We start from the raw sequence: 16,758 nt of genomic DNA on the forward strand, positions 1-16,758 counted from the left end.
AAGCCGCCAGCAAACTGCTGTATCTGGCCTTGCGCAACATTGAAAAGGATTGGAAGATGCCGCCTATCACCTGGCGGCAAGCTGTCAATCAGTTCGCCATCCTGTTCGGTGAGCGATTCACCGCCGCCATCAGCTGAGATTTTTAACCGGCCTCAGCACACGAAATTTCTGACACCTCCGCCCTGCGAAATGGCAAAGCTGCCGCAATGAACCGAAAGCTGGCCCAACGTTCCGACGCCGCCAATAGCTATTCGCCCGACAGAAAGCCACCCACTGCGATCCGCCGTCCGCGACTAACCGCGTCTTGGCGTCGGCGTCAGCACCCGTTGGCGGCGGCAATCGTATCATCAGCTTCGGCGGCGCCATGCGACAAATCGGATTGTCGACGTCACTGCCCGTCAATTGCTGTGGATCGCGCTTTTGTGTCAGCGAACCAATTGGCGCGAACGGCTTGGTCCGCGTCGGCGTCCGGCGGGTGTGGCAACGAGATCACACGTGTCCGCGCCGTCACTTCACCGTCGACCCAACGGCACTCATCGGCGGACCACCGGACTACCGGCAAACCACCGGCAAACCACCGGCAAACCACCGGCAAACCACCGGCAAACCACCGGCAAACCACCGGCCAGGTCGCGGGCAACGCCGCCTGCAGCCATACCGGCGACCCCACGGGCGACCCCAACCGCCAACCCACCACGAGCGCCTCACCGCCAACGCCCCACTGCCGACGCGAAGCGCATCAACGAACAATCCACTCGCCGCGAACCGGCCTCAAGCACACCGGCGCCCGCCATGCACACGATCCCCTCATCCACGGCTCAAACTCCGCCGCCAACCCGCCCCACCTCAATCATTCCCCGCCGTCAACCGCATCAGCCTCCGGACCCACAGGAGCAACGCTTCGCGCGCGCACGCGGCGACGAATCTCCGAATCAAGAATCAATCTCCCGCGCAGCTTCCCTTTCATCCGCTTCACGTACCGCGGCGCCTCGGTCATATGGACCGTCATCAGCTCGCGTACCTTTTCGACGTCGCGCTCGCGCGCCGCCTTCGTGATCGCCTTATGAATCTTGACGTTGGCCTGGCCGAACCGCTCATGCTCCACCTGCGGAGTATCGTTACGAAACTCGATGAGCTGCCGGATCATTTCGTTGATCAACTCACAGCTAAAGCGCAGGAACGGATTCGGATTCGCTGCCGCCAGAATGTCGTGGAAGTTCACATCCTCCTGACGTTGTCGCACGATGTCCTGGCCGCCGTGCGCCGAAGCGGGCCGATCGCAGCATGCAATGCTCGCGTCCAGCGCTTCGAAATCCTGCTCCGTCAGGTACGGCACCGCGCCCGCCGCGAGTTCCGGTTCGAGCAATTTGCGCACGGTGTAAATGTCGTCGATGGAAACGTCCTTGAAGAACAGATAGTTCTGCAGAAGCTGCAAGGTCCGGTCGAGCGGCACCTCCACCACCATGCCGCCGCCAGTCGGCCCGGTCGTCACCTTGATGAGTCCCTGAACCTCGAGCGACTTCAGCGCCTCGCGGATCGTGCTCTTGCTCACCGAGAACAGCTGCTGCAACTCGACCTCGCGTGGCAGGCGATCGCCCGGCTTCAGATCCTTTTCCGTGATCAGCCGCTTGATTTCTTCCGCGACCAGATCGCCGCGCTTTTGCTGCTTGATCTCAATAGCGGCGCCAGCCTTGGCTCGATCCATCGCCATTTTCATTGCTCCCATTTGTGTACTGCACCATCAAGCGTTCCACGGGCGCCAAGCGCGGCGCAAGGAAGGCTGTCTCGCAGCCGCCAGGAATTTTGCCTTATTGACACTGGAATTTATTGTACCTACGATCGAATCAAACCTATTTATCATGATAAATAGAACAACGCCGATGTGGTGAAAACTTCACCGTGGCCAGCAAGTTTTCGCAGTCGTTCAGTGCGTGTCTCTTCCAAGGAGCGTCATTTTGAATCGCCGAAATATGTTGAAGCTGGCCGCGTTGTCGGCCGTTCCGGGCACGCTGGGCTCGCTCGTCGCGCGCAGTGCCTTTGCGCAGGCAGGCAGCGTGCAATTCGCCTGTCCGGTGCCGATGTCGGGCGCGTTCGCCGCGAACGGCAAGTACGCCGACCTCGGTATGAAGCTCGCCATCGAACAATACGGCAAGGTGCTTGGCGAACCACTCGCCTATTCGGTGCTCGACACGGAAGGCAAGCCGGCGACAGCCGTGCGCCGGGTTCAGGAAATCGCGCAGCAGAAAAATGCTCGCTTCTTTGCGGGCGGTATTTTGTCCTCCGAATCATTGGCGATGGGCAAGGAAGTGCAGAAGGCCGGCGGTGTCTTCATCACCACAGCCGGCGCGGACGAAATCACAGGAAAAGACTGCAACGACGCGACGTTCCGCTGGTCGGTGCCCACGTATGGCGCGATCGAACAGACGGTGCGTCCCCTGATCCAGATGATGCCGAAGGCCAAACGCTGGTACACGATCACACCGCAATACGTGTTCGGCGACGGCCTGCTTTCCGCCGCGAAAGCCGTCTTCAAGGAGAAAGGCATCGAGCACGTGGGCAACAGTTATCACTCGCTGAACGAGAAAGAATTTAGCGGCTATCTGACGAACGCGGTCGCCGCAAAGCCGGACGTCTTGCTGATCCTCAACTTCGGTTCCCAATCTTCCGACACGCTGCGCCAGGCCGTGAGCTTCGGCATGAAGAACAACTGCACGATTCTGCTCGCGTGGGCCTCCGGTCTGGAGCAGTTCGAGTCGCTCGGCGCGGACTTGTGCGACGGCGTGTATTTCGGCGCGCAGTATTGGCACGCAATCGATTCGCCGCTCAACCGCGATCTCGTCAAACGCACGCAAGCGGCGTTCAAGAGCAATCCTAACTACAGCCTCGCAGGATCGTACATCTGCACAAAGATTTTGCTGGACGGCATTGTGAAGGCCGGCAACGTCGATCCCAAGAAAGTGGTCGCCGCGCTCGAAGGTATGAAATACGACGGTTTGACAGGTCCCGAACAAGTTCGCAAGGGCGATCATCAGGTGCTGAAGAACTATTATCTGTTGAAGGGCAAGGCGAAGAACAAGATGAAAAACGCCGACGATTACGCGGATATCGTGAGTTCAGGCCAATCGTTCCTGCCGCTCGACAAGACCGGTTGCAAGCTCGCTTGATGCGCGCGGGCGTCGCTGCGCCGCAGGCATCGCGGCACGCACATACGCGGTGAAGTTTCGTCAATTCCTCACACGGACGCCATGAACGTTTACCTCTTGCAGATCGTCAACGGCATTGGGGTAGGGATGCTGTATTTCCTGCTCGCGGTCGGTTTGTCGATTGTGTTCGGACTTTTGCGCTTCGTGAACTTCGCGCACGGCGCCTTCTATCTGCTCGGCGCGTACTTCTGCTATCAGGTGATGCAGTGGTCGATGAGCTTCTGGACAGCGCTGATCGTGGTGCCGATTGCAGTTGGCGCATTGGCATGGGTCGTCGAAAAACTCGTCTTGCGGCACGTCTACGCGCAACAGCACGAGTTTCATATCCTTGTGACGGTGGGGCTCGCGCTCGTCGTGCAGGAATGCGCGATCCTCGTGTGGGGTCCGCTCGGCGACAACGTGGCCATTCCAGACATGCTGAACGGCGTAGTGATCTGGGGCAGTTTCGTCTATCCGAAGTACCGGCTGTTCGTGATCGGCTTTACAGCGGTGCTCGCCGCGCTGCTCTGGTGGATCCTTGAGGGCACGCGTCTTGGCAGCGCGGTGCGCGCGGGCAGCGAATCGACGGAGATGGTCTCGCTGCTCGGCATCAACGTGTTGCGCGTGTTCAGTCTCGTGTTCGCGCTCGGTGCCGCCACGGCCGCGCTCGCAGGTGTGCTGGCTGCACCGATTCGCGGCGTCGATCCGTTCATGGGCATCGAGGCGCTCGGCGTCGCGTTTGTCGTTGTCGTGGTGGGCGGCATGGGCAATTTCCTCGGCGCGCTGGTGGGCGGCCTGCTGGTGGGCATCGTGCAAAGCGTGATGAGCACATTGTGGCCCGAGGGCGCACGTTTGATGATCTACGTCGCGATGGCCGCCGTTCTTCTGCTGCGGCCCAATGGCCTACTCGGGAGAGCCGCGTGATCGACACTCCAGAATCCGCCGTCAGCAAAGCGGCTCCGCGCGCGTCGGAGCGCGCGCTCAGACACGCGCTGCATCGCTATCGGTTTATGTTGCTCGCGTTGCTCGTCGTCTGCCTCTTGCCGCTGACGCTGCGCTCGGGCTCGCTCGCCACGGAAGTGCTCGTGTTCGCGCTCGCCGCGTTGGGCTGCAATCTTCTGCTCGGCCACACGGGACTGCTGTCGTTCGGGCAGGGCATCTTCTTCGGACTAGGCAGCTATAGCGCGGGGCTCGTGCTGACCAAAGCTGCGTTGCCGGTGCCCGTCGCGCTGCTTGCTGCGATCGCGACTGGTGCGATCGCGGCCGCACTTGTCGGATGGTTTTCGATCAGACAGCGCGGCACATACTTCGTGATGCTGACGCTCGCATTCGGGCAACTGTTCTACTTCCTCGCATACACCACGCCGGATCTCACCGGCGGCGACAATGGTCTGCTTGACATTCCACGACCGGCGCTTGGATTGCCCGGCAAAGAGCTGATTCCGCTCACTTCGCCCTGGCAGTACTACGGATTCGTCGCGGTGCTTTTCCTCATCGTGTTCTGGCTGTTGATGCGTGTCTCGCACTCCTTATTCGGCCGCACGCTGCTCGCGATCCGCGATAACGAAGCGCGCGCTGCCGCCGTCGGCTACGACGTCAAGCGTTTCAAGCTGATGGCGTTCGTGGTGTCCGGCGCGGTGACAGGGTTGGCGGGTGCATTGCATGCTTTGATGACCGGTATCGCGCCTTTGTCCAACATCGACTATCACACGAGCGAGATGATCCTCGTGATGACCGTGATCGGTGGCACCGGTAATCTGTTTGCGTCCGTGTTGGGTGCCGCGTTCTACGTGCTGTTCGCCGACTGGCTCTCAACGTTGTGGCCACGCTGGCTGCTGCTGCTCGGCGTCGTGCTGATGGCCGTGAGCCTGTATATGCAGCGCGGTCTGTGGGGACTCGGCGAACGGATCTGGCAAGCGCTGCGCCGCAATCCACAAGCCGATGCAGACGCAGACGCAGCAGCCGACGACGACGCCGCAAAGGGGCGCGTATGACCGAGGCCATTCTCAACGCAACCGGCGTGGTGAAGCGCTACGGCAAATTCACGGCGCTCTCCGAAGTCAACTTGCGCATCATGCCGCGCACCGTACATTCGGTGATCGGTCCGAATGGCGCGGGCAAGACCACGCTCTTTCATGTGCTGACCGGCACACTGCCGATCACCGCGGGAACGATCGTGTTCGACGGACACGACGTGACGCACGAGCCCGACCACAAGCGTGTACGTCGCGGCGTCGCGAGATCGTTCCAGGTGACGAGTCTGTTCGCGAACCTGAGCGTGCAGGAAAACTTGCGGCTCGCGGCACAAGGCGTCGATTCGGTGCGCGCGCTCAATGCATGGACGCCGCCGCGCGGCGCACTGGCTCACACGAATACCGTCGACGGCGTGCTCGAACGCCTCGCGTTGCAGCGCTTCAGCAAAGTCGCGGCAGGCGCGCTCTCGCACGGTCAGCAGCGGCGGCTCGAAGTCGGCATGGCGCTCGCCGCGCGACCCAAGGCCATCTTTCTCGACGAGCCGACGTCGGGAATGGGCATCGACGATCTCCACGATATGAAGCAACTGATTCGCGGTCTGCGCGACGACTACACCGTCGTGCTGATCGAGCACAACATGGGCATCGTGATGGACATCTCCGACACGATCACCGTCATGCAGCAAGGACGCGTGCTGGTGGAAGGGCGGCCCGATGAAATTCGCGGCGACGAGCGCGTGCGCAGCGCCTATCTCGGCAACATGATCACCGGAGGCCGCGCATGATTCTCGACGTGCAGGACATTCACGGCTTCTATGGCAAAAGTCACATCCTGCAAGGTGTTTCCTTGCAGATCGCGGAAGGCGAGACAGTCACGCTGCTGGGCCGCAACGGCGCCGGAAAATCCACCACGCTCAAGGCGATTGCAGGCATCGTCGCGCCGAAGAACGGCAGCGTGAAGTTCAACGGCGCGACGATAAGCGGGCTGCAGCCACATCGGATCGCATCGCGCGGCGTGTGCTTCGTGCCCGAACACCGCGGTATTTTTCGCTTGCTGACCGTGGAGGAGAACTTGCGCCTGGGCGCGCGCAAGGACTNGCCGTGGCAACTCGACGACATCTACCGTATTTTCCCGCGGCTGGAAGAGCGGCGCACGAACGGCGGCGGACAGCTGTCCGGCGGCGAACAGCAGATGCTCGCGATTGGCCGTGCGCTGATGAACCATCCGCGCCTTCTGATGCTCGATGAACCGGTGGAAGGTCTCGCGCCGGTGATCGTGGAAGAAATCGTCGCGCAACTCAGGCTCATTCGAAAGGCCGGCGTGGCGATTCTGCTTGTCGAGCAGAACCTCGAAGTCTGCACGCAACTCGCGGATCGTCACTACATCATCGAACAGGGCGTGATCGTTTATTCGGGCGACAACGCGTCGTTCGCCGCCGACGATTCGATCAAGGATCGCTATCTGGGCGTCGGCGTGGTCTGAGCTCGCGCGGACATCACTACAAGGAAGCATTGATGCAAGTTCATGAATCCCAACGCAGCGAGGCACTCGGTCGTTTGCGCGTCGACGGCGAACGGCTTTGGAACAGCCTTATGCAGCTCGCACAAATTGGCGCGACGGAGAAGGGCGGTGTCTGCCGGCTAGCGCTGACCGAACTCGATCGCATCGCGCGCGATCAGTTCGTTAGGTGGACAAAGGAAATTGGCTGCACGGTTCGGATCGACGCGATCGGCAATATCTTCGCGCGCCGCGCGGGCTTGCGCGACGACCTGCCACCGGTGATGACTGGCAGCCACATCGACACGCAACCCACCGGCGGCAAGTTCGACGGCAATTATGGGGTGCTCGCCGGTCTCGAGGTGCTGCGCACGCTGGCCGATGCAAACGTCACGACGCTAGCGCCGCTCGAAGTCGCTGTCTGGACCAACGAGGAGGGCTCGCGCTTCGTTCCGGTGATGATGGGGTCGGGTGTCTTCGCCAGCGCCTTCACGCTCGAACATGCGCTTGCGCAGCGCGATCGCGACGGCGTCTGCGTGCGCGATGCGTTAGCGGCAATCGGCTACATTGGCGAAAATGCGAAACCGCATACCGTTGCTGCATATTTCGAAGCACACATCGAGCAGGGTCCGGTGCTCGAAGCGCACGATAAAACCATCGGCATCGTGCAGGGCGCGCTCGGTCAACGCTGGTACGACGTGACTGTACACGGCATGGAAGCGCATGCAGGACCCACGCCGATGGAATTGCGCCGCGATGCGCTGCTCGTTGCCGCCGATCTGATTCACGCCGTGAACCGTATCGCGCTCGGCCATGCGCCGCATGGCCGCGGCACGGTCGGCTGCGTCGACGTGCATCCGAACTCGCGCAACGTCATTCCAGGTCGCGTCAAGTTGACAGTCGACCTGCGCGCTGCCGACGACACCACGCTCACCGCAATGGATAGCGCGCTGCGCGAAGCGTGCGCGGTCGCGAGCGACAAAGCGGGTATCGCTGTAGATATCGAGCCGGTCGTGTACTTCGCGCCGCAACCGTTCGCCGCGGAACTGGTGGCCGCCGTCAAGCAAGGCGCGGATATGCTGGGCCTGTCTTCGATGGACGTGATCAGCGGTGCGGGCCACGATGCTGTGTATCTCGCGCGCGTCGCGCCTGCTGCGATGATCTTCGTGCCTTGCAAGGACGGCATCAGCCACAACGAGATCGAGGACGCGCGCGCGGATCATCTGGAAGCCGGCTGCAATGTGCTGTTGCACGCGATGTTGAAAGCGGCGCAAACTGTCCAGACAGCGCCAGTGTCGGAGGGCTCGAACGTATGAAAATCCTCATCGCGCGGATGAATCACGAGACCAACACATTCTCGCCGGTGGCGACGCCCTTGTCCGCTTTCGGACAGAACGGTACGAACATCGGCCCGAGTTTCGGCGACGACGCGTTCAACGACAACAAGGGCATGCAGACCGCGATGGCTGCGTTCATTGACGCCGCTGCGCGCGAAGGCGCGCAGGTCGTCACGCCGGTGTCGGCGGCGGCCAATCCGAGTGGACCCGTCGAGGCCGCCGCATACGACGCGATCTGCGACGCGATTCTTGCAGCCGCACGCGGTTGCGATGCGGTGATGCTCGATTTGCACGGCGCAATGGTCGCGGAGAATTCGAACGACGGCGAAGGCGATCTGCTGGAACGCGTGCGCGCTGCACTGCCCAATGCGCCAATTGCCGTCGCGCTCGATTTGCACGGCAACGTCACGCAGAAAATGATCGACAACGCTGACGTGATCGTTAGCTTCAAGACTTATCCGCACGTCGATATGTATGAAACCGGCGCACATGCGGCGCGTCTGCTGTTTGCTCTCATGCATGGCGAAGCGAAGCCGGTGATCGCCTGGCGTCGGCCGCCACTGCTCACGCACACGCTGCGCAGCGCGACCGCTGAAGGTGCGATGAAGCGTGCCGTCGATGCAGCTCGCGCCGCCGAAGCAGACGGCATGCTCGCGGTTTCGGTGTTGTCCGGCTTTTCGCTTGCGGATATCGAGGCGCCGTGTATCAGCGTCGTGGTCGTCGGCAACGGCGAACTCGCGCAAGCAGAAGCGGTGGCCGAGCGCATCGCGCGGCAAATCTGGAATGAGCGCGAGGAGTTCGTCTATCGCAGCGCGCCGCTCGCGGAATCGGTGGCACGAGCCGCTGCGCTTGCAAAAGACGCCGACAAGCCGGTGCTGCTGCTGGATCATGGCGACAACTGCATGTCGGGCGGCACGTGCGACACAATGGACCTGCTCGAAGAAGCGCTCCGCCAGAAACTCGACGGCATCGTCACCGGGCCGTTGTGCGATCCGCAAGCAGTGGCCGCGTTGATGGCCGCGGGTGTCGGCAGCACCGTGACCATCACGATCGGCAACAAGGTGGGAAGCAGTGCGGTGACGCCGCGTGCGCCCGTCGCGATGACCGGTGTTGTACGAGCGTTGACCGACGGCGAGTATGTGATCAGCGGGCCGACTTACACCGGGCAGCGGGCCCACATGGGACGCGCTGCGGTGCTCGACACGGGCATGGTGAAACTCGTCGTGACCGAGCACACCCATGAACCGTGGGATCTCGGCGTGTTCGAAAGCGTAGGCATCGACCCGCGTCGCGCGCGCTTCCTGCTGCTCAAATCGCGCATGTATTGCCGCCCGGTTTTCGTACCGATCTCCGCCGGGCTCGTGGAGTGCGATAGCCGCGGCGTGACGAGTTCCGACTATGGCCTGTTCGCTTTCAGGAACGTCAAGCGCCCGGTCTTTCCACTCGATGCACACGCCGAGTGGGAAGCGTCGCATTGAGCGTCGCGAGCATCGATAGCATCAATGCCGTCCGGCTCTTGTGCAGTTCCGAGAGACTCTCTATAATTCGCGCCTCTACAGGCTCGTAGCTCAGTTGGTTAGAGCACCACCTTGACATGGTGGGGGTCGTTGGTTCGAATCCAATCGAGCCTACCAACGCATCAGTGGCGTAGACGGAAGCGGCTCCGCTTTCGTCTACTGTCCTGTCGAAACAGCCGCTTCAACTCCTCGCTTTCTTCTCCCTGTAATCAATACGTCGCGCGTTGCAAAGCGGCGGTCGTTGGCGATGCATTGTGCGCGACGGGCTCAACGTCGAATCCATAGAACGAAAGAGCAGTGGTTCGCAAAATCGCCCCGAGAGCGGCCGAATCGAGACCGACCGAATGGAGAGCGACCGAATCGAGACCGACATTAAGCAGCGTCGACAAAGCGTCGCCGTAACTCGTCACCGTTTCGTACTGCGTGTGCGGCCAGTCGCTGCCCCACATCAAACGCTCTGCGCCGAACTGCTCGATCAATTGCGTCGTTGCATCGCGAACGAACGGCGAGCCCGGCGCCGCACAGCGATACGCTCCCGACACCTTCACCCACACGCGCCCCGTCTTGCCAAAACCGAGCAACGCTTTGAAGCCGCTGTCCTGTGTGCCCAAAGCGGGATCGGGCCGGCCGAAATGATCGACGGCGACGCGCAGGCCGCGCTCCAGGAGCCGGTCGATCATCGGCGCCAGATCCGCTGCGTTTCTGTGTAGTTCGACATGCCAGTCTAGTCGCGCAACGTTGTCGAGCAACGAGGTCCACGGCTGCGCGCGCAGGTCCGGCAGCGCCTGCTCCATCAGATTGAGGCGAATTCCCGTCACGCCACGCCGGTGCAGGTCCGCCAGTTCATTGGCGGTTATCTCGGGCGCCACGACGGCGACGCCGCGCAGACGCTGACTGTTCGCGGACAACGCCTGCAACAGATAGCGATTGTCGGTGCCGAGAAAGCTCGGCTGCACGAGCACAGCATGCGTGATTCCATGCTCGTTCAGCAGCGGCAAATAGTCGTCGAGCGTTGCGTCGTAGGTGGGCGCGTAGCGCCGGTCGCACGTCAACGGCAAACCTTGCTCGAAAACATGCGCGTGCGTGTCGACGCCACCTCGTGCAAACGGAGGTGAGGATGCAAAGGCGTTCATGTTCAACTACGTGGAGAGTTCAGGTTCAGACGCGCTGCGTCGGTGGCATCGTTGGCATCGGCGGACTGCTCCGGCGCTACGCCACGCAGACGCTTGCCGCGCGTTTCGGGAAGCAGCAGCACCGCGATCATCGCGAGCCCGTACGCAATGGCTGCGTCGATGCCGATGGCCGCGCCGAGCGACATCGAATGGCTCATGTAGCCGACCAGAACCGGGAAGCCCGCGGACGCAATACGCCCGAAGTTGTAGCAGAAGCCGACGCCGGTTCCGCGCATGTCGGCGGGATACAGTTCGTTGAAGAGCGGGCCAAGGCTTGCTGGAATGCCCGCGGCGAAGAGGCCCAGCGGAAAACCGAGCACGAGCATCTGCGTGTTCGTCAGCGGTAGCATGACGTACGCGAGCACGGTGACGATGCAGCACAAAGCGAACAACGCGATGTTGCGGCGCCGGCCGATGCGATCGAGCAAATACGCGCTCAGCATGCAGCCGCACCAGAACGCGACGATCACGACGGCGAGGTAGCCGCCCGTATTCAACACCGACAGATGGCGCTCCTTCGCGAGGAACGTGGGCAGCCACGTCATGATCGCGTAGTAGCCGCCGTGAGCGCCGGTGCCCAGCACGGCACCGACGATCGTGGTTCGCAGCACGCGCGGCTGGAATACCTGCAAGATCTGGCCGAACGCAGAGACTTTGGGCCCCACGCCGGCGCCGGCGCCGACGGACGCAACGCGCACCGGCTCTTTCAGATTGCGCCGCACGAACAGCACGAGGCCGGCGGGCAGCAGACCGACTGCGAACATCACGCGCCAGGCGGTGTCGGCGGGCAGCCATGAAAATACCGCGGCGTAGACGAGGACCGCGGCACCCCAACCCACGGCCCATGCGCTTTGCACCGCGCCCATTGCCTTGCCGCGATGTTCGGTGCGGATCGTCTCCGCCATCAAGACCGCGCCCGCAGCCCATTCGCCGCCGAAGCCAAAGCCTTGCATCGCTTTAAGCAGCAACAACTGCGGGAAACTTTGCGCGAATGCGCATAGGAAGGTGAAGCCGGCGAACCAGAGAATCGTCATCTGCAAGGTGCGCACGCGGCCGAAGCGGTCCGACAGCGCGCCTGCAATCCAGCCGCCCAGAGCCGACGAGATCAGCGTGACGCTGCTGATAGCGCCTGCCTGCGTGTGGTCGATACCATAGGCGGCGATGATCGCCGGAATGGCGAGCGTGAACATCTGCACATCGAGCGCGTCGAGTCCCCATCCCGCGAAACATCCCCAGAAGGTATTGCGCTCGACTCGCGTGCTTTGCTTGTACCACGTGAACATAGCCATCTCCGTCCGTTCGTTCCTGCCGTTTCTCTATTCATATATAGGACTGTATGTATCTTGCGCGCGATCCGGCGCCGGGTCATTGGGGGATAACCCTTGCTCACCTGCGGATCGCGCAATGCGGTACAGTAGTTACTCCTCTGCATAACTGTATGAATCCATGAATACGGCGTCCTTCGTGTCCAGGCCGGATGACCGGCTACCCCGTTACCAGCAGTTGCGCGACGATCTCGTCAGCCGCATTGCGGCCGGCGAGTGGGCGCCCGAAAAGGCCATCGCGACCGAGGCCGAGCTCGGCCAGTTCTACAACGTTTCAACCGGCACCGTGCGCAAGGCGATCGATCTGCTGGTGAGCGACGGCGTGCTGACGCGCACTCAAGGCAAGGGTACGTTCGTGCGGCGGCCGCGCTTCGACTCGTCGCTGTTCCGCTTCTTTCGCTTCGTCTCGCGCGACGGCGAGCCGGTGCGGCCCACTGCGCGCGTGCTAAAGCGCGAAGTGGTGAAGCCCAACGAAGAGGTCCGCAACGCTCTGGGGATGAAGGCGTCGGAAAAGGCAATTCATCTGTCGCGCGTGCGAATGATCGAAGGGCGCACGGTTCTGTCGGAGGAAATCTGGCTGCCGCGCTCGCGTTTCGAAGCGCTTGCCACGTTGCCGCTCGACAAATTCGAAGACCTGCTGTACCCGCTCTACGAACGGCTCTGCAAGCAGATGGTGGCGTCGGCGACGGAAGTACTCCGCGTTGAACAGGCTACCGCCGAAACAGCTTCCCTGCTCGGCATCAAAACGGGCAGCCCGGTGATCCTGGTTCACCGCGTTGCCTCCGACTTCGCCGGCACGCCGTTCGAATGGCGCAGCACGCGCGGCGCGGCCGATACATTCCAGTATCAGGTCGAAATCCGCTAGGCCTGCGTTCGCTGGCTTTTTCGAGCGAGGGCACTCCGATTCAGAGGCGACTCGGCCCGCTATGCGGGTATCACCTCATGGCGCTCGGTGCGCAATTCATGCAGTCATATATATGACTGCATGAATTTGACTTGCCGATTGGGCCGGGCAAGCGGAGAAACCATGTCCACACAACTAGCATTCGAGCAGCAGGTCATGAAGAAGATGGCGTGGCGGTTAATGCCGCTTCTCATCGTCATGTTCCTGATTTCGTTCATTGACCGCCAGAACGTCGGCTTCGCCAAGCTGGAGATGGTGCACGACCTCGGCATGACCGAAGCATCGTACGGACTGGGCGCGTCGCTCTTTTTCATCGGCTATCTGCTGTTCGAGGTGCCGAGCACGCTCGCGTTGCATCGCTTCGGCGCGCGCGCCTGGCTCGCCCGCATCATGATGACGTGGGGCATCGTGACGGTGCTGATGGCGTTTGCCCGTTCGCTGCCGGTGTTCTATTCGTTCCGTTTCGCGTTGGGCGTTGCTGAAGCCGGTTTCTATCCGGGCGTCATCTATTACCTCACGCAGTGGTTTCCGCAAAGCTATCGCACGAAGGTGCTTGGCTTCTTCACGCTCGGCAGTTCGCTTGCGAACATGCTCGGCTCGCTGATCGGCGGCCTGTTGCTCACGCTAGGCGGCACATGGGGATTTGCCGGCTGGCAGTGGGTATTTATCGCGACCGGCTTGCCGGCCGTGGTGATTGCATTTGTCGCGCTCAAGTATCTGCCGAATTCGGTGAGCGACGCGCCGTTCCTCTCGCAACAGGAAAAGGATGTGGTGATCGCCGCACTCAAGCGCGAGGCATCGGACGATGCAAAGGCGACGCATCCGTGGGCCGCACTGCTCGATCCCAAGGTACTGATGTTCGCGCTGACCTACATGCTGATGTCGACGTCGCTCTACGGCGTCACATATTGGATGCCGACGCTGCTGAAAAACGATGGCGTGTCGTCGTCGCTCAATGGCGTGCTCAATATGATTCCGTGGGGGCTGGCGACGCTGCTTCTGTTGTGGCTTCCCGGCAAGCTCAAGCGCGAGCGCGTGGTGCTGAAGGCGATGAGCAGCGTGGCAGGCGTTGGTGTGGTGTGCTTCGCGTCGAGCCTCGTGCTGCCGACCGCGACGCTGCGCTTTGCGGCGTTGTGCTTGGGCGGGGCGTGCATTCCGTTGCTGTATCCGTGCTTCTGGTCGCTGCCGCCGCGCTTTTTCTCGGGCGCGCGTGCGGCGGCGAGCGTCGCGGCGATCAATGCGATCGGCAATCTGGGCGGCTTCGCGGGACAGAACCTGATGCCTTATGTCGGCAAGACCGCGCACAGCCAGATCGCGCCGATGCTGGTGCCCACCGCATGTCTGCTGACCTTGGGGATCGGTACGGCCATTGCCGCTATGATCGGCGCGCGCCGTCGTATGACACTCGAAGCAGGCGCGGTGCGGTCTAGTTAAGACACACTGGATAAAGAAGCGGCCGTGCGTGCGCCCGGCCGCGATAACACGCTGTTGAATCGCCTCAAGGGCGAAGCAGATCGAAGCTCGCCAGCACGACCACACCGGTCACGGCGATCAGCGCCACCGAATGTTGGCCGAAGTAGAGAAGCGCCGCGGCCGACCACGACGAGAGCGAAAAGACGGCAAGCTTTTTCATCGGAGCCCCAGGCCCGCCGCGAGCAGGCCGCTCACCACGCCGCAGACCACCACCGCGAACGCGACGACGGTCAGCACGCGCTTCGGGAACGAACGCCCGAGCATCGCCATCGACGGTACGCTGATCAGCGGCAGCGTCATGAGCAGCGCGCCGGCCGGGCCGGCTGCCATGCCGAACGACAGCATCGCCTGAATGATCGGCACTTCGCCCGCCGTCGGAATCACGAACAGCGTGCCGGCGATGGACAGCGCGACGATCCACAACGCGCTGTTGTCGATATCCGGCCCGATGTGCGGAAAGAGCCACGCGCGCGCCGCGCCGAGAATTAGCACCAGCACGATGTATTCGGGCACGAGACGCAGCGTCATCCTGCCGAGAATCTTCACCCAGCGCGTGAATGCGGTGCCCGGTTCTTCAGCGGCGACGAGTTGCGCGATGGCTTCGCGCGACGCCTCGGCTTCCTTCGGCGTCACCATGCGGTTCGCCAGATAGCCGAGGCCGAATACCATCACGAGACCGAGAGCGAGCCGCAGGCCCATCCACTGCCAGCCGAGCACGAAGCCCATGAAGATCAGCGTGGCGGGATTGAGCGCGGTATTGCCGAGCCAGAATGCGATGGCAGCACCGGGCGCCGCCTGCCGCGCGCGCAGTCCCGCTACCACCGGCGCGGCGCAGCACGTGCACATCATGCCGGGCAATGACATCAGGCCGCCTTTTACCACGCTGCTGAAGTCGCTGCGGCCGAGCGCGCGTGCGACCCATTGCGGCGGAATCAGCGCCTGCACCGCGGAGCCAAGCAGAAGCCCCAGCACCATTGCCTGCCAGATGGCCTTGCCGTAGGCGAACGCGTAGTCGATTGCGGACTGCCACGACGCTTGCGGCGCACTCGCCGACGTACCCATCAGAATCGACTTGCCGATCGAATGCTGGCTCGCGGCGACGAACGCGCGGTTGTAATACGGAAACCACTTCACGTAGAAGAGTCCGATGACCGCGATCGCGAGGAACACCACCCAGCCAAGTGCGACGCGGGGTTGTCGAAGGGTTGATTGCATGTTGTTGTGAGCGTTGGTGTTGGATCAAACAAGAATGGGTGAGCGCTTTTCGAGTTGCGCGAGCAGCGCTTTAGCCTGATCGACGACGTCGGCGTCGTTCGGCCGGAACTGGATTTGCAGCGCGTGCGGCAGTTGTGTGAAATGCTGATGGCTGCTGCGCGCGTAGGCGGGATCGTAGTGCAGTTCAATCAGCTCGTTCGCGAGTTCGGCGCGCCGGTTTTCGTCGACGAGTTTTTGCCAGCCGGCGACGCGCTCGCGGCTATGCAAGCCGATCAAACGTTCGAGTTGCGCCTTCAGCGATTCGGGATCGTCGAACAGCTGTGCGTAGTCGTTGAGCAGAAACGCCGAGCGGTCTTCGCGGCTCGTCGCCACTTCCACGCAATCGCCGCGATGAAATGTTTCGAGCAGCGCGACCGGCAGCGTGATCGCGCCGATGCGACGGCTCTCCGCTTCGACGAATACCGGCCGCGCGGGATCGAAGCCGCGCAGCGCGCTCACGAGCAACGTGTCGAAGCCCTTTTGCGACGGCTGTGCGACGCCCGCCCACGCGCCGAGCAGCGAGCCGCGATGCGCGGCGAGCGCTTCGAGGTCCAGCGTCTGTGCACGTGCTTCGTGGAGCGCGGCGAGGAGCCGCGTCTTGCCGCTGCCGGTCGGGCCGACCAGCGCGACATAGCGAAAGTGGCTCGGCAGCGTGGTGAGCGCCTCGACGGTCGCGCGCCGATAGGTCTTGTAGCCGCCGTCGAGTTGACGCGCGGGCCAGCCGATCATGTTGAAGAGCGATGTGACCGAGCCCGAGCGCTTGCCGCCGCGCCAGCAATAAATAAGCGGTCGCCAGTTGCGCGGCCGGTTGGCGAACGTCGTTTCCAGATGACGCGCGATGTTGCGGGCCACCAGCGCCGCGCCGACCTTCGTGGCCTCGAACGGCGACACCTGCTTGTACATCGTGCCAACCAGAACCCGTTCCTCGTTGCTCAGCACCGGCGCGTTCATCGCACCCGGAATATGGTCCTCGGCGAACTCGAGAGGCGTGCGTACGTCGATGATTTCATCGAAATCACCTGCTTGATCGAGACTGACGAGTAGGTTTTTCAAGGGTGTACGGAGGAAAAGCGGACAAAGGACGCCGGAAAGGCCGAAATTATCGCATGCGGCGCGAGTGGCG

The 16,758-nt window shown here is 62.3% G+C and carries 15 protein-coding genes, 1 tRNA gene and 1 pseudogene; 11 read left to right on the forward strand and 6 right to left on the reverse strand.

What is annotated here, in order from left to right:
• A pseudogene (locus F759_RS43075) lies at positions 1 to 137 on the forward strand (IS256 family transposase); the annotation flags it as partial.
• Between the two features lie 713 nt (positions 138 to 850).
• Here the strand turns inward: F759_RS43075 and F759_RS0126800 are convergent.
• The gene (locus F759_RS0126800) at positions 851 to 1,711 is read right to left on the reverse strand and encodes a FadR/GntR family transcriptional regulator (protein ID WP_027802567.1); all 861 of its coding nucleotides are present in this window, start codon (positions 1,709 to 1,711) and stop codon (positions 851 to 853) included.
• 244 nt (positions 1,712 to 1,955) lie between these two features.
• Between F759_RS0126800 and F759_RS0126805 the strand changes: the two genes are divergently transcribed.
• The 8 genes from F759_RS0126805 (at position 1,956) to F759_RS0126840 (ending at position 9,624) form a co-directional block, all read left to right on the forward strand.
• On the forward strand, positions 1,956 to 3,164 hold the full coding sequence (locus F759_RS0126805) for an ABC transporter substrate-binding protein (protein WP_027802568.1): 1,209 nt from the start codon (positions 1,956 to 1,958) through the stop codon (positions 3,162 to 3,164).
• A gap of 81 nt (positions 3,165 to 3,245) precedes the next feature.
• The gene (locus tag F759_RS0126810; RefSeq protein ID WP_027802569.1) at positions 3,246 to 4,106 is read left to right on the forward strand and encodes a branched-chain amino acid ABC transporter permease; all 861 of its coding nucleotides are present in this window, start codon (positions 3,246 to 3,248) and stop codon (positions 4,104 to 4,106) included.
• On the forward strand, positions 4,103 to 5,176 hold the full coding sequence (locus F759_RS0126815; protein ID WP_027802570.1) for a branched-chain amino acid ABC transporter permease: 1,074 nt from the start codon (positions 4,103 to 4,105) through the stop codon (positions 5,174 to 5,176). The genes F759_RS0126810 and F759_RS0126815 overlap by 4 nt, the downstream gene beginning before the upstream one ends.
• Positions 5,173 to 5,940: an ABC transporter ATP-binding protein gene (locus tag F759_RS0126820; RefSeq protein ID WP_027802571.1), complete on the forward strand. Its 768-nt coding sequence runs from the start codon at positions 5,173 to 5,175 to the stop codon at positions 5,938 to 5,940. Before F759_RS0126815 ends, F759_RS0126820 begins: the two co-directional genes overlap by 4 nt.
• On the forward strand, positions 5,937 to 6,638 hold the full coding sequence (locus F759_RS0126825) for an ABC transporter ATP-binding protein (protein ID WP_027802572.1): 702 nt from the start codon (positions 5,937 to 5,939) through the stop codon (positions 6,636 to 6,638). The genes F759_RS0126820 and F759_RS0126825 overlap by 4 nt, the downstream gene beginning before the upstream one ends.
• A 32-nt stretch (positions 6,639 to 6,670) precedes the next feature.
• Positions 6,671 to 7,969: a Zn-dependent hydrolase gene (locus F759_RS0126830; RefSeq protein WP_027802573.1), complete on the forward strand. Its 1,299-nt coding sequence runs from the start codon at positions 6,671 to 6,673 to the stop codon at positions 7,967 to 7,969.
• Positions 7,966 to 9,468 (forward strand): M81 family metallopeptidase, encoded by a 1,503-nt coding sequence (locus F759_RS0126835; protein ID WP_027802574.1) that lies wholly within the window; start codon positions 7,966 to 7,968, stop codon positions 9,466 to 9,468. Before F759_RS0126830 ends, F759_RS0126835 begins: the two co-directional genes overlap by 4 nt.
• Positions 9,469 to 9,547: 79 nt before the next feature.
• A tRNA-Val gene (locus tag F759_RS0126840) sits at positions 9,548 to 9,624 on the forward strand.
• Positions 9,625 to 9,716: 92 nt separating this feature from the next.
• On the opposite strand, the gene F759_RS0126845 is transcribed toward F759_RS0126840, so the two are convergent.
• Complete coding sequence (locus F759_RS0126845; RefSeq protein WP_027802575.1) at positions 9,717 to 10,640, reverse strand: amidohydrolase family protein; 924 nt, start codon at positions 10,638 to 10,640, stop codon at positions 9,717 to 9,719.
• 2 nt (positions 10,641 to 10,642) lie between these two features.
• A complete protein-coding gene (locus tag F759_RS0126850; protein WP_027802576.1) occupies positions 10,643 to 11,962 on the reverse strand; it encodes an MFS transporter in 1,320 nt (439 codons plus the stop codon).
• 163 nt (positions 11,963 to 12,125) lie between these two features.
• Here F759_RS0126850 and F759_RS0126855 point away from each other — a divergent pair, with 163 nt between their 5' ends.
• Together F759_RS0126855 and F759_RS0126860 are read left to right on the forward strand one after the other, a co-directional pair.
• The gene (locus F759_RS0126855; RefSeq protein ID WP_027802577.1) at positions 12,126 to 12,869 is read left to right on the forward strand and encodes a GntR family transcriptional regulator; all 744 of its coding nucleotides are present in this window, start codon (positions 12,126 to 12,128) and stop codon (positions 12,867 to 12,869) included.
• Positions 12,870 to 13,031: 162 nt separating this feature from the next.
• The gene (locus tag F759_RS0126860; protein WP_036025353.1) at positions 13,032 to 14,342 is read left to right on the forward strand and encodes an MFS transporter; all 1,311 of its coding nucleotides are present in this window, start codon (positions 13,032 to 13,034) and stop codon (positions 14,340 to 14,342) included.
• Positions 14,343 to 14,406: 64 nt separating this feature from the next.
• Here F759_RS0126860 and F759_RS44880 read toward each other — a convergent pair whose 3' ends face one another.
• From F759_RS44880 to mnmH, 3 genes are read right to left on the reverse strand one after another with little or no spacing between them, the layout of a single operon-like run.
• Positions 14,407 to 14,541 (reverse strand): hypothetical protein, encoded by a 135-nt coding sequence (locus tag F759_RS44880; protein WP_027802579.1) that lies wholly within the window; start codon positions 14,539 to 14,541, stop codon positions 14,407 to 14,409.
• Entirely contained in the window at positions 14,538 to 15,596 is a 1,059-nt protein-coding gene (locus tag F759_RS0126870; RefSeq protein WP_027802580.1) for a permease, read from the reverse strand. The genes F759_RS44880 and F759_RS0126870 overlap by 4 nt, the downstream gene beginning before the upstream one ends.
• Before the next feature lie 24 nt (positions 15,597 to 15,620).
• Complete coding sequence (gene mnmH, locus F759_RS0126875) at positions 15,621 to 16,688, reverse strand: tRNA 2-selenouridine(34) synthase MnmH (RefSeq protein ID WP_027802581.1); 1,068 nt, start codon at positions 16,686 to 16,688, stop codon at positions 15,621 to 15,623.
• Positions 16,689 to 16,758: the final 70 nt, after the last annotated feature.

The sequence above is a fragment of the Paraburkholderia dilworthii genome (assembly GCF_000472525.1).
Lineage (GTDB): Bacteria > Pseudomonadota > Gammaproteobacteria > Burkholderiales > Burkholderiaceae > Paraburkholderia > Paraburkholderia dilworthii.

What these genes read in the sequence shown, in the direction of transcription:
- F759_RS0126870 (WP_027802580.1), bottom strand. Translation starts at nt 15,596, where the DNA reads ATGCAATCAACCCTTCGACAACCCCGCGTCGCACTTGGCTGGGTGGTG.
- F759_RS0126860 (WP_036025353.1), top strand. Translation starts at nt 13,032, where the DNA reads ATGTCCACACAACTAGCATTCGAGCAGCAGGTCATGAAGAAGATGGCG.
- F759_RS0126810 (WP_027802569.1), top strand. Translation starts at nt 3,246, where the DNA reads ATGAACGTTTACCTCTTGCAGATCGTCAACGGCATTGGGGTAGGGATG.
- F759_RS0126830 (WP_027802573.1), top strand. Translation starts at nt 6,671, where the DNA reads ATGCAAGTTCATGAATCCCAACGCAGCGAGGCACTCGGTCGTTTGCGC.
- F759_RS0126845 (WP_027802575.1), bottom strand. Translation starts at nt 10,640, where the DNA reads ATGAACGCCTTTGCATCCTCACCTCCGTTTGCACGAGGTGGCGTCGAC.
- F759_RS0126820 (WP_027802571.1), top strand. Translation starts at nt 5,173, where the DNA reads ATGACCGAGGCCATTCTCAACGCAACCGGCGTGGTGAAGCGCTACGGC.
- F759_RS44880 (WP_027802579.1), bottom strand. Translation starts at nt 14,541, where the DNA reads ATGAAAAAGCTTGCCGTCTTTTCGCTCTCGTCGTGGTCGGCCGCGGCG.
- F759_RS0126850 (WP_027802576.1), bottom strand. Translation starts at nt 11,962, where the DNA reads ATGTTCACGTGGTACAAGCAAAGCACGCGAGTCGAGCGCAATACCTTC.
- F759_RS0126835 (WP_027802574.1), top strand. Translation starts at nt 7,966, where the DNA reads ATGAAAATCCTCATCGCGCGGATGAATCACGAGACCAACACATTCTCG.
- F759_RS0126855 (WP_027802577.1), top strand. Translation starts at nt 12,126, where the DNA reads ATGAATACGGCGTCCTTCGTGTCCAGGCCGGATGACCGGCTACCCCGT.
- F759_RS0126800 (WP_027802567.1), bottom strand. Translation starts at nt 1,711, where the DNA reads ATGGCGATGGATCGAGCCAAGGCTGGCGCCGCTATTGAGATCAAGCAG.